This window comes from Bacteroides mediterraneensis (assembly GCF_025993685.1).
In the GTDB taxonomy this organism is placed as follows: Bacteria; Bacteroidota; Bacteroidia; order Bacteroidales; family Bacteroidaceae; genus Phocaeicola; species Phocaeicola mediterraneensis_A.
In genome coordinates this window covers 663,982-678,106 of sequence record NZ_DAJPEN010000001.1, presented here as the reverse complement: position 1 = coordinate 678,106, position 14,125 = coordinate 663,982, and the positions used below count along the sequence as shown (strand labels likewise).

The 14,125-nt window shown below is 39.8% G+C and carries 8 protein-coding genes; all 8 read right to left on the bottom strand.

The features are described 5' to 3' along the window. Nucleotides 1-192: 192 nt before the first annotated feature. Entirely contained in the window at nucleotides 193-546 is a 354-nt protein-coding gene (locus OIM59_RS02680; RefSeq protein WP_303898150.1) for a cupin domain-containing protein, read from the bottom strand. Nucleotides 547-661: 115 nt separating this feature from the next. Further along, entirely contained in the window at nucleotides 662-2,803 is a 2,142-nt protein-coding gene (locus OIM59_RS02675; RefSeq protein ID WP_303894815.1) for a polysaccharide lyase 8 family protein, read from the bottom strand. A 31-nt stretch (nucleotides 2,804-2,834) separates the two neighbouring features. Further along, the gene (locus tag OIM59_RS02670) at nucleotides 2,835-4,445 is read right to left on the bottom strand and encodes a sulfatase (RefSeq protein WP_303894812.1); all 1,611 of its coding nucleotides are present in this window, start codon (nucleotides 4,443-4,445) and stop codon (nucleotides 2,835-2,837) included. Between the two features lie 15 nt (nucleotides 4,446-4,460). Further along, nucleotides 4,461-6,686, bottom strand: coding sequence for a glycosyl hydrolase (locus OIM59_RS02665; RefSeq protein WP_303894808.1), 2,226 nt, complete (start codon nucleotides 6,684-6,686; stop codon nucleotides 4,461-4,463). 34 nt (nucleotides 6,687-6,720) lie between these two features. Beyond that, entirely contained in the window at nucleotides 6,721-8,124 is a 1,404-nt protein-coding gene (locus tag OIM59_RS02660; RefSeq protein WP_303894806.1) for a sulfatase, read from the bottom strand. Nucleotides 8,125-8,173: 49 nt separating this feature from the next. Then, the gene (locus OIM59_RS02655) at nucleotides 8,174-9,589 is read right to left on the bottom strand and encodes a sulfatase (RefSeq protein ID WP_303894803.1); all 1,416 of its coding nucleotides are present in this window, start codon (nucleotides 9,587-9,589) and stop codon (nucleotides 8,174-8,176) included. A gap of 61 nt (nucleotides 9,590-9,650) precedes the next feature. After that, nucleotides 9,651-12,647 (bottom strand): sugar-binding domain-containing protein, encoded by a 2,997-nt coding sequence (locus tag OIM59_RS02650; RefSeq protein WP_303894800.1) that lies wholly within the window; start codon nucleotides 12,645-12,647, stop codon nucleotides 9,651-9,653. 15 nt (nucleotides 12,648-12,662) lie between these two features. Beyond that, nucleotides 12,663-14,114 carry a sulfatase gene (locus tag OIM59_RS02645; RefSeq protein ID WP_303894797.1) on the bottom strand — a complete coding sequence of 484 codons (1,452 nt, stop codon included), beginning with the start codon at nucleotides 14,112-14,114 and terminating at the stop codon, nucleotides 12,663-12,665. Nucleotides 14,115-14,125 lie beyond the last annotated feature (11 nt).

The following is a 14,125-nucleotide window of genomic DNA, read 5'->3' as shown; positions in this document are numbered from 1 at the left end:
AACTTATTGCAAATTGTTTTTTATTTTTCAATACAAATTGAGGAATTAAGCTATAATACATTATATAAACATTCGGGATTTATAATGTAAATATCGTGCAATATAACAAAAATTGCTCAGAATTAATTAAGCATTCACACCATTGATACGTTCTTAATAAAATTGCCTTACCATTATGTGTTCACACACATTTTACCTATTTTTCAGAAAATCTTCTCTTGAAGGCGAAAAGCAATCTACAATTACCCCTGGTTCAATACAAATACAACTATGACGAACATCGGGTTCCATATACATACCATCGCCTGCAGAAACTATTTTCTTTTCATCACCGATGGTAAACTCAAACTTACCGCTTGACACGAATGTTGCTTGCGAATGGTAGTGTGCATGTTCTACACCTACAGGACCTTTTTTCTCAGCCTTTATCTTAACCATCATTACCTGACCATCATATCCGAGAATCTGACGCTTAACCCCGTCACCTATGTTTTCCCATTCTACTTTATTTTCATGGATAAATGTCTCACTTCTGGTTTTCTTCATTTTTTCTTTATTTTGTGAATCTGCATAAACTGAGACTGTAGCAACCGCCGCTATAAACATAATAGCAGTAATAATCATTTTTTTCATATCAAAATCGTTATAATTAGTAATATTATTATTTTTTATTTGCTAATGAAACATGAACAACAGTTCCTTTCATCACACCTATTGGTAACTGTGACGTGAACTTCCTATTATTTATAAGAAAAGAAACAGTATCAAGCTGTTGTGTAGGGTCGGAATACATTACAGAATAGACCTTGCCATTATGAATTTCAATACGGTAAAGTCCTGCAGTCAGGAAATTAACAGAAACCGAAACTGATAAATCGAGTGTAGAAGGATTCTTGACTGCAGCCCAACATACATCATTATGTATAACAGACTGAATGTTACGGTCGTTACTCAATATACAATATGCGTCACGATTGAAGTTTCTCAACAAGTCCGAATCGGCACCCGGTATTATCATATAAGAATATGATACGTTTTCGGGACATTTGCCATGATTAAGATAAATAGAAAAAACGTTGCCGGAAACTGTTTCTTCAGGATACATCTGCATTATGTCATGCCAGTTTCCCTTTACTTTGGCTGCATCAATAATACATTTTCCTTCATTCTGAAAGAAAAGGTAACCTAAACCATTATGAAGAATCTTCAAATCATTCATGTCATATTCTGCCCCTTCTTTGAATGATATCGGCTCAGCCCCACGATACACTTGTACTTTTCCTTTTTCCCAACATTGCTCTATAGATGTAACAACCTGTAGGGTGGAATCAGACTCTATTCCCGTTCCGAAACAGACTATTGCAGAATCGGCAAAGAACCAGAATTTATCGGCACTCAGTCCGTCCTTACGCAACAGCATAGCACTTATACCGTTTTTACCATCAGACAACCCTCCCACAAAATTTGTTCTGTTAGTGTATTTATCTTTCTTGTCCGGCTGTGGCATTGGAGAATTATCGTCAAGATATGCAGTCACACCGGGCAAGCGCCTCCAATCCCACAACGGGAATATATCATAATATTCCGAAGAGTCTTTATAAACATAAAGGGCACCATCTGCCATATAGTACCCACGCATATTGTCACCATTTAGAGACTCCACTCCTATCACCCTTTGCGATGACATTTTAAGTGTCGCCATCCAGTCATGACGACGCGAAACTGTATAATCCGACTGCCAGAAATGTTTATGACCAACAAATGAATTATCGTCTGAAAAACAATTGGACATAAGAATGGAAGAAACATCACCGGAAAGACTGTTTGCCGCAAATGCCAGACTCAGAGCCTTGTGAAGCGGTGCGGAAGAAAAGAGCTGCCTGCCCAAGGCGCTGATATCCATCTTTCCGTTCCATATAATCCACTGATAGCCTTCTGTAAGCAGAGTTGAAAGTATCCGGAGTTGCTCATTTGAAAAGGCAAGTGAAGTATCGGCAAAAATACCGGAGAAAAGACTCATGGTATAGATGTATGCCAAACCATAATTGCCAAACTGCTGTTGTGGTCCGTGCTGGTGGAAACTCCAGTCGTCTTTTATTCCTTCAAGCCCTCCTTTAGTTATCTCTGACACTATAATATCACGTGCCTGTTTCACAAGATTTAAATCATTCTGCAAAACAGCCCTCATCATTACATTGCCGGCAAGCCATACTTTATTCTGTCCGGTCATTCCAAATTTGGAGTTTTCCATAATCCTCACGGCATTGACTCGTTCGTCAGCCGTAAGATATTCGTCAAAAAGTATAAACGCAGTACCTAAGGTACGTGGTACACCTATCTCATTATAATACCAGTTAGAGCACTTCAATCCTGCCTTGAACCAATAGTCCATAGCACTGTGAATGGTCTTTTCAAGAGCAGGCGATTTATAATATTCCACACCAGGACTCATAAAGGCTTTTACCATCTCCAGTATTCTTTCCGGATGCAAACGAGGGTCCCAACCGGAACGTTTGGTGTCATTATAATTTATATCTGCCCATGAACCGTCTTTACTAAGATTCTTTATGTATCTTTCAATGCGATCTCTGTCGAAAGGTACACGCTGCTGAAGTTCCATAACCACACGGTCGGATATAATAAATCCCGGCTGATGTTGTACCAGCTCTCGCATAAGCGGAGAGCCGGTGACATCATCCAGATAAATTTCCTGAAAATTCTGTTTGACTACAGAAATCTCAGATTTAGGGAACATATTAGAAATTGAAACAAACAGCAATACTATCAGAAATGATATCTTCATATTAATCAAAACAAACTTTTAAAAGGTTTTATTACTTAAAAGCTACGATCTTACTGTTTTTATAACCAATACGTGCACTTACCGCCTCTATATTCTCATTATTTTTCAACTGAACAGGCGATGAGTATATCATCCACCTGCCTTTATTGCCATTCTCTTCAACTATTCTATAATTGATAGAAGCACCCTCCGTTTGGGAACATATAGTAACCAATCCATCTTTCATAGAAAATTCTGGAGCTGCTGCAAACGGCTGTTTTCCGTCAGGCAAGATTCTTTTAATATTATCCTTTTCGGGAATGAACCAGTCTGGAACATACGTTTCAATCCAACTGTCATAATCTTTCCTCAGCCGTTCCAATACACTGCTATAGGACTTGTCATTTACAATATTATTCAATTCATAAGGATCTTTTTCAAGATCATACAATTCCTCTCCAAGACGTTTGTTATCAAAGAATGAGGCTTGAATACTATCCAGGCGCGAGTCCCTATTCAATTCAAGAATATTATTCATCATTGGCATACTAAGACGGAATTTCACATCAAGATACACAGGAGTTCCAGGATAATAGTTTCTGACATACCGGTATCTTTTATCACGGATATATCCTTGCTTATCAATACATTCATCCAACCTGTCTCTTCCTCCATATACATATTGTCTTTTTTCTTTCGAAGCATATTTACCCAGAAAAGGTACTCCATGCATATAGTCGGGAGCTTTTATTTCGGCTAAAGATAATATTGTAGCAGGTATATCAACAAATCCGACAAGGCGATCTGAAACTGTTCCCGCCTTATATCCATCCGGAAAACTTATCATGAAAGGAACATTGGTACCTCTATCATATATTTCCCTTTTATGATGTGGCAGTGGACCACCATTATCTGAATACCAGATGATTATTGTATTGTCATACACATTAGCCTCTTTAAGTTCATCAACCAGCTTCTTGAACATTTTATCCATCTCTGTGATATTGGAATACGCAACTGCCATATCGTGACGTACTATATCATTATCAGGATAATATGGCGGAACAACGATATCGGACGGATTTACGGAAAGTTTCTCGTTCGTTCTTCGCCATACTCTACTTTCGTGTGTAACCTCTATATTAAAGATTGAAAAAAATGGCATACCTTCCGGTCTGTTCTTCCAATGTGCATCCGTTCCACACTCATCCCATGCTGTAGCCGGGGTGGTGAACTGATAATCTGTCTTTGCATTATTTGTGCAATAATAGCCTGCCTTTCGCAAATACTCTGTATAACATTTCACATCAGGGTTTACAATCACACTATATGGTTGTACTCCCTCCGGCTTTTGGTCAGGGCTACCTAAAGTCCGCATATAATTTGCTCCGTCGGCCATCGGATAACGGCCGGTAATGAGCGCATAACGGCTAGGAGAACTTACACCGATATTGGAATGTACATTTGTAAACCTAATTGCACTTTTTGAAAACTCATCCAAATTTGGAGTTACAGCCACTTTATCGCCGAAACATCCAACCATCGGACTAATATCTTCGCATACTATACAAATAATGTTAGGCCTTTTCTGTTCCTCTGTACATGATGAAACAAGAGCCAGCAAAGCTGTAGCTGCACAGCAACTTCCTATAATTTTTTCCATAATTATTCTATTATCTTATTTTCCAACAATAACAACAGAGTCAATGCTGTCAAGCTTAAGATTAAAACAAGAATAAAGCTGACCATTCTTTTCTTTATATAAAACATCGCTAACGGGGGTTATTTCACCGGTATATGGATTCCATAATTCTAATGTCATCTTACCTCTTAACGACACTTCTGTATCTATAGGTCTATCTGTAGAATTGGCAAAGAAATAAAAATCACGTCCTTCCTTGTTCTTATGTATATAAGACAAACAACCTTCTGAACTATTCAAATCAGGGAAACCGCCTAAAATGACATCTTTCGCTGTTTTTGTAAGTTCTAAAGCATAATTTAATCCATCATTTGTCAATTCCGGCAAGAAAACAGCTTTTCCATTATTGAAATTATCATTCACTGAAATTCCATATTTATATGATGCCTGCGACATATCGCCGAAAACTTCAGAAACAAGTTTCAACAATTCACCGTTTCTACCATTCTCTGACGATATTGACGGAAGCTTTCCTACTGCAATAATCTTACCTCCTGCATCATAAAATTCCTTTACCTTTACCAGTGTCTCAACCGACATTACTTTCTGGGCAGGCATTATCAAGATTTCATAATCCTGATAATTTTCTGTGTTCATAAGTTTCAGTTTACCATCAGAAATCGAATATTTATCAGTCAACAACAACTCAGGATGCACGAAAGTAAAATCACAATGTATATCTTCAGTGAGCATATCGCCTATACGAGTATAGTTGGTATATCCTGATATCCAATGTCCTGGACGTATATTCTCTTCAGCCTGAAAACGGAAAAAGCCCTGCAAATCGGAAATTGGATATAGCAATGCTATATCTGCCACTCTCCTTCCACCACGCAAAATGTATGACATACGACCTATATACTCACTGTATTCCGGTAGTTTTCCTTCCAGTTTTGGATTATGTATGGAAATAAGCGGAGGAATTCCAACCTTATCCTTATACCACATTCCATGAGGTACAATAAAATTGGCTCCACGGGCAAATGTTTCCATAGCTATACGGAACATCATATCAGCATCGAACACCTTGTCCTTTATTGCACCATATATTTCGGCTCCAACCATAGGACGGTCATAATAATCGGCAGCAGAACTGACAAGTTTGTGTCCGTCGCGCCCATAGCCATAACCTATTATGGCATCCATCAAAGGCATTTGTGTATAACGGTAAAATTTGAATATGTCGGCATTCATATCTACAGGCATAGGATTGTAGTTGCCTGGGGGATGTCCTGTTGACTTCAAACCATTCTTGTCTGCCCAGCGAGCCACCGTTTTAGGAAAACCTTCGGCAAGGAGTTCTGCTCGGGTATTGAACAAAGCCACTCGCGCCGATTCTGTTTCCGGACCGATATTTTCCCAAAGTGCCGGATACAATAATACCGGAGAATAACCATACAACTGTTCAAACTTTTCATTGAAAGCCGGTGTCCATGTACGTTCGGCACGGAAAAAGCCTACATCGTCGAAAAAACTGTAGTTAATCAGATTTCCAAAATACTTTTTGAAACGCTCTTCATATTTATCGTATGTAAGTGTCATGAATTTCGACATGGAAAGTGAGTCCAGAAGGTCAACCACCAAATATTTTTTATGCGTGCCATCCTTCACGGCATTAAAAAACATAACCTTCCATTTTCCTTGAGGTACTTTCCATTTGAGTTTACCATCGGAAATGTACTTAGAAAGATCTATTCTTTCTTTAGAGGACTCGTTCATTGCCACTGCAGACATCAGTACCCCTGACGGGACTTCGGAAGTAAAAGTACGTGGTCCGTTCACTTCATACACAGTGCGGTCAAGACGCTTACGTGTATAATCAGGAAACTTACGTTCCATTTCTCCTCCCGCTGTACCGCTTGGGAATGAGATGTCATCATACAGAACCGCTTTCATTCCGCGCTTTTCAAGGTCGGAAAGTACATCGCCGTACAAACTGAAGTACTCATCGCCAAGAAACTCAGGAGTCATGCCGTAAATAGGCAGGAATGTTACTCCACCAAATCCGGCTGAATCGGCTTCGGCTATCTGCTTCATTATCTCAGACTTTTCCACATCACCTTTAACATGCCAGAAGGGCATGGGACGATATTCGGCAGAAGGAGATTGAAATCCTTCTTCCATATCGGCATTTTCCACACAAGAAACGAACATTGAAAAAGATGAAACTAGAAATAAAGTTTTACTGATATTCAAATACATTCTTTACTATACAACAAATAATTAATATAAAATCTTACTTAACATTTTCCTCCTGAAAATCAGGATTAAGTTTAAAATTGCAAGGAGCACCAATATTTTTCTTCCATTCATCCAAAGCTGTTTTCAGCTCTTGGACCTTGACGGAATTTGATTCTGACAAATCATGCTTTTCACCTATATCTGTCTTTATATTGTATAACTCTATGCTATTATCCTCGTAGTTCTCTATGAGTTTCCAGTCACCTTTCCTTATTACAGAAACAGGACGTGACCTGAAATACTTGTCCCTGGTTTCTTTGTTTCCACCTTCCAGATAGGCAGGGAAGTGCCAAAACAGAGGCCGCTCTGCAAACTGCGATTTATCATTGTTCTCCAGAAGAGGAAGAAGACTTTTGCCATCCAACAAAAGTTCATTGTCATGAACTCCGGCAAGTTCCATGAGTGTAGGGAAGAAATCAAGCTGTGAGACATTTACATCAGAAATTTCCCTGTGCTCGAATTTTCCTTTCATGTATATAATCAACGGAATTCTTATACCTCCTTCATAAAAAGAGCCTTTACCTGCCCTGAGAGGCCATTGCTTTGAAACATTGTAAAAACCACCGTTATCCGATGTGAATATTATCAAAGTATTATCAGACTTTCCACTTTTTTCTATTGCATCAAGTACTTTTCCTACATTTCTATCCATAGACTCGACTAAAGCCGCATAGACCGGATTGGAATGAGCCTTTGTCTTTTTCTTCTTTTCGTATTTCTTGACCAGATATTCCGGTGCCTGCAATGGTACATGCACAGCATAAGTGGCATAATACAAAAAGAAAGGGTTGTCATTATCGGCTGTTTTAATGATGTTTACAGCCTCATCGCCCAACCTGTCTGTAAGAAATTCTCCTTTTTCACCATCTTTAAGATTAGGATTACGGTAAGGCGAGAAATAAGTGTGAGGCATTCCGGCATGATTTCCAGCAATATTAACATCAAAACCACATTTCTCAGGAGAATCTGTGACATGCCATTTGCCAATATGATAGGTAGTATATCCGGCATCTTTCAGAGCTTTGGGCAGAATCTGAATTCCGTCAGGAAGCACTTTCCGATTTGGAAAACTTATCAACTTTCTTTTTTTAGCATCACCCCTATCCGGTGGGTTTACTGTATAAACTCCATGTCGTGGCGCATTCTGGCCGGTTAGCATACAGGCACGGCTTGGTGAGCTGTTTGCACCGCCCGCATAGGCATTTCCGAACCATATTCCCAAAGATTTAAGATGATCCACATTAGGAGTTTCATAATAAGTGCTACCATTACAGCTCAAATCAGTCCATCCCAAATCATCAATATTAATAAGTACAATATTGGGTTTAACTATATTTTTGCCATTTACAGAAGCAGCCAACAAAAGAGCTCCTCCCAAAAACAAATTACTCTTAATCATATTTCGTTCTTTATTTATTAAACAATTGTACGATCCTCACATACTGCTTTTATTTTCTATCATTCTGAGGATAAGAAGATCTTTTATCCAACGGGAACTGTTCTTCAAGATATCCTTTTAGACGAGCAATATCTTTGGAATATTTTGCATCTTTGACAAGATTTTTCTCACGACGCGAAAAATCCTGCCCGCAAGTATAGAACTCTGCTGCTGAAAGCTGATTTTTCTCATTGTCCCACCATTCAGTGTATCTGTACTTACCGTCGGTACATGTAAATCCCATAATACGTTTTCCGCGTGGATACACACTGCAAGCATAGTCCTTCCATTCTGTGTCAGGATTTTTCAATACTTCCATTATGCTTTCGCCATCGACATCCGGCTGTGCCAGCCCACAAGCCTCAGCCAATGTGGGGAACAAATCCACAAGTCCGACTTTAGCATCTGTAGTTACACCGGACTTACGGGAAGCCGCATCTTTCTCTCTGCTTACTATAAGAGGAACATTGAGGTCAATCTGGAAATTGGAGTGTTTGCACCATGCTCCATATTCGCCAAGCTTCCAACCGTGATCACCGAAAATCACAACAATAGTGTTGTCACGAAGTTTCAATTCGTCGAGCGCATTCATCACTTTCCCGATTTGGGCATCGGTATAGCTCACACATGCATGATAGCCATGAATTAAACGGCGTGTTGTTTCATCGTCCATAAATCCTTCTTTAGGCATACCTGTATATCCACGTAATTCAGCCCATTTGGTCAATGCCTGAGGGTACATACCTTCAGGACTTCCCTTGAAAGGAACAGTCAGTTTTGATTCGTCATACATATCCCAGTATTTTTTAGGAGCATTGAATGGGAGGTGCGGCTTGCTAAAACCGACAAACATTATAAAATTCTTATCCTTGATATCCTTTAGAATTTTAACGGCATCCCTTGCCACACGTCCGTCGGGGTATGCCTCATCGGCAACATCGGCACACTCGTAAGGTGGCTTGTCACCATTCTTACCTGAATGATTTACCCATTGTGCATTCTCCTTTGGTATATGGATGCTCCAGCTGGATTTATCGTCGGTGGCATGATGATATACCTTACCAACACTGACAGTAGTGTATCCGTTCTGCTTGAAATACTGAGGCATTGTGAGCATATTCTTATGCACACTGCGCAAAGGAGTGAAAATAGAATAAATACCTATAGTTTCCGGACGGTTCCCGGTGAGTAAGCACATACGTGACGGCCCTGAAAGTGCCTGCTGGGCGTATGCATTATTGAACCTTACGCCATCTGACGCTATAGCATCAATATTTGGAGTTAACATATCCGGATGACCATAACATCCTAATTCAGGACGAAGGTCGTCAACTACAAAAACTACTACATTTGGTTTATCAGTTTCCATGTAATCATTCCCTGCCATGCCCGGCAATACAGCCGAGCATAGGGTTAGGGAAGTCATCAGTTTATTGGTTTTGAAATTCATAAGTCTTATGTTTAAAGTCTGAGTTAAAATCTATAATTTATTTTCTTTCTTTTCCAAATACGACATACATGCGGCTGCCCTCAGGAGGAGTGATATCGCTGTTTCCTGCCATAATGATACTTTCACCTTTACGGGCTTCATATTTGAATAATGACATAACGACATCACCAAGCTTGATATCATCGCCGGTATCGGTATATGTTTCAAGGAACTGTGGACGTTTCACACGGTCATCATGCGCCACATAAACAGTCATATCGACTCCTGCCACAAATTGCAACTGATCGCGTGCCCAATATTTATAATCAGAATTTGGCATTCGCACATATTCAGCTCCACGTACGTATGAAGGTATTACTGTGTAATTGTATGTCAAATCTGTATATGCACGTTTTCCCCAGTCAAGAGTAGTACGGAGAAGTGCAGGAGAGTCACCTGTATAACTGAAACGTGTAAACAACTTGCTTTTGGTACTTACACCAGGAATATAAGGTTCAATATAAGGACTATAGGCAGGTGCCGGTTCTCTGACAAGATCGTTGGAAGAAAGCATAATATCATCCAATTCGTATGGTAATTCTTCAGAAAGACCGGACAATAATTCTACCGGTTTTGTTTCAAGAGTAATGGTAGCAGGTTTTATTGTAGATTCCTTTGTACTGCAATGACCAACGGTTGATGCCGTTACAGTAACCTTGCCCGATTGTAACATAGACTTCAATGCCACTCTGTTTATACCGGCTTCAAGATTAAGGAACTGATTGTTTGTAGAATTAGCCAGTCCACTGTTATAACCACCTCTCCATATAGCCGGACCTTCTACTGTAAAGTAGACCTTATCGGTGTTCAACGGACAACGACGTCCTTGTTCATCGACCGCCTCAACGTCAAGAAGTACTATGTCCGAACCATCAGCTTGCCATCCATTAGAACCGGTAATAGGAGTTATACGGAGAGAAACAGCTTTTCCACTGGTTTGTTTTACCGTCTCTGCAACAAGCTTGCCATCTATATAAGCCTCAGCCTTTATATTACCCGACTCCCATTTCACATTTGGAAAACTGAACACATAGCCAGATGTCGGTTTGGAGTTTTCGGCAATAAGCTTATCATTGACAAAAAGTTTTATACTCTGGCAATTGGATGTAACATAGACTGTTTTTACAGTTTCCGGCTTATAATTCCAATGACCAACGATATTAACCTGTGGCTCTGTACGCCAGATAGACTTCAACGAATAAAAAGCCTCCTTTGGAAGTCTTACCGCATCAACTTCTCCACTGGCACGAGTCACCTCTGTCTGGCATCTTCCTCCATGTGGTCCATCAGTAAATACCCAATTGGCTCCTCCGCAATGATAAGACTTCTTTCCCATCTTGTTCCACCAGTGTTCTACCTGCTTTACCGCATATTCCTCGGAAGACCATTTATACACATTTTTATCTATATTAGGATGAGAATAAAAATTGTCATCAGGAGAATATTTATCCCAAATGCGTCGTGGTGACTCATCACGACAATACTCACTCTCTATGATAGGAAGTTTTTCGAACTCCCTCTCCCATCCTTCCGTACCTATTTCTATAGTGACATATTTTGATGAACAATCATGTAAATCGGAACGACGATGACCATACAAGCGTTTGCCTTTTGAATCGAAGGTAGAAATCACGTTACACAACTCTTGGTAGTGTTCATCTGTCTCTGCCCAGTTTCCACCTTCCCAAATGAAGATAGAAGGGTGATTACGATAACAAACCACCATATCGCGGAATGCATTAAGGCGGATTTTCCATGTATTACCTTCATCGGTAGATTCACCGGCCACACCAGGCATCATAGTTACAAAACCAAACTTGTCTCCCATAAGAGCCTCGGCAGGAGAACAGGCACAATGTCCCCAACGGACAAAGTTACCACCAGCCTCGTCCATCAAACGATATGTATATTCACGCATCCAGTCAGGAAGTGCGGAGCCAAGCCCTGCCCATTCATTCGTGGGCTTCTGTCCCCATCCGTGAAGTTTTACACTTTCGCCATTGATGTGGAAACCGGTATTTGGATTGAACTCAAAATATCTGATACCCAAAGGCTGCTCGTCTGAGTCTATAACCTGACCGTTCTGAAGAATTGATGTTTCAATTCGATACAGATAGGGATACCTTGTTGACCACAGTGATGGTTTCTTTATCTTTATTTTAGTCTTTACGATATCCGTCTTACCAGAGGGTATTTCAGCTTTAGTGATTTCCTTCTTAACGAGATTGCCATCAGCATCGAACACAGCTACCTGTATATCCAATGAAGAAGGATAAGAGTTTCCTTCGTTTCTGATTTCTGTTTCAACATATACATCAGCACTCCTCTTGCTTACTTTCTCAGTATATATATATTGTCCCTGTGTTTCCAGATTATCATAAAGGGGCAAAGTTATATGCAAAGGATTCATGACATGAAGATAGACATTACGATAGATTCCACCATGATTAGGATGCCAATGTTCATGATGCCATACCAAAGGGAAGTTGTCACGGAAATGATCACCGCGGTCATTATTAACCTTCACGGCCACTACATTATCTTCACCAAATTTAATGTAAGGAGTCAAATCATATCCGAAAGGTATAAAACCTGTCTGATTTTTACCTATGAAGGTTCCATTTATATATACATCTGCTATCTGGCGTACACCTTCGAATTCAATATACACCTTTTTACCTTTGGCTGTCAGAGGTAAAGAAAAGTGTTTTCGATACCACACGGTGCCTCGCCACTGCCTGCTTTCACCGTTATGACCACCCTCGGCAAAATCGTCGAAAGTATCTATATCATTAAATGTATGCGGACAACTAACTGTTTCCCATGAAGTATCATCGTACTTCTCATCTGCCGCACCTGGAATATTTGCCTTAACAAACTTCCAGGAACTATTGAAATTATATTTCTGACGAGAGTCTATATTTCCTGCTTTCAAAGAAAGAAATATAGCTATAAACGACAATAGTAAATAAATTTTCCGTATTAAATAATCCATAAATACAATTATATATTATTTGTTTGCAGCTTTCCAATCCACTGTTCCATTCTTATCTACTTCATATCCCCACTTATTGATATATTCCATTCCGGGACGGAACTCATCGCCAAGTGCCTTCAGTTTTTTCATCAGTTTATCTTCAAGTTCTTTTCTTATAGAGGCATATTCCGGCGAGTCAATTATGTTCTTCTGCTGATAAGGGTCTTTCAAATTATCGAACATCAGCCACGGTCCATTAAGGTCTCTTACGTAAGTATATCTCTTGGTACGCAAACCTCTGTATTCACGGCCTATACCCTTTCTGAAATCCGCAAAAGGAGTAATACACTCTATGAGAGCAGCATCTGTATAATCTTCCTTTTCACCGGTAATAATATCTGAAAGGTCATCTCCTTCGATTGATTCCGGTATTTCTATATCCGAAAGTCCTAACAATGTAGGCAAAATATCAGGAGTGTTGATTATCATATCAGTCTCACGGTTCTTGTCTGCCAACAATGCCGGATATTTTATCAGGAAAGGAACCCTGATACTCTCGTCGTACGGGCGTTGTTTCCAACGCATACCCTGTGAGCCAAGCATATCTCCGTGGTCGGATGTAAATACAAAGATAGTGTTCTCTTCTATTCCCATATCCTTTATTGCTTTCTGAAGCATACCTATACAATCGTCAAGTGCCGTAATCTGGGCATAATAACCACGAAGGTCCTTAATGAACTGTTCACGCTTATTGGCAGGAACATTTTGGCGAAGAATAATTTCCTTGTCTGCATACATCTTCTTATAATTGTCAGGAACCTGCTCGTATGGATTATGCGGACCGCCCCAGGAAAGATAAAGAATAAACGGTTTATCATCTTTGGAATGCTCCTTCATATAGTTGATGGCATCCTTTGTCTGGTCAATGGCATCGTAACCCTTCCAGAATTTAGGTATGGTATCATTATTGTCGAAATACTTGGAACGGAGATAGGCATGAGTACACTCAAGAGCCTTGAAATATTCGAATCCCTGACGGAATTCCTCTTTAATGTATTTGGTACGTCCGTTACCGTTAATATGCCATTTGCCTATATATGCGGTATTATATCCCGCTTTCTTATATATTTTGGCTACGGAATTAATATCCGGATTTAGTTGTACGTCGTTCAAGAATACACCATTTGACAAGGCATACTGTCCGGTAAGCATAGAAGCCCTGTACGGACAGGATACAGGTACACAGGATATGGCATTACGTATATTGACAGACTCGCCTGCCAGACGGTCAATATTAGGTGTCATGACGTTAGGGTCGCCAGTATAACCCAAGGCCTGTTCGCGCAACTGGTCGGCAAAAACGAATACTACATTAGGTTTTTTCTCTGTTAATACTTCATCATTAGCTGCAAAAGTTTCTACGTATGGCAATGTACTGATTGCCGCAAATGCCATTACATAATTTCTTATCAAAATACTTTCCATGGTTAATATTG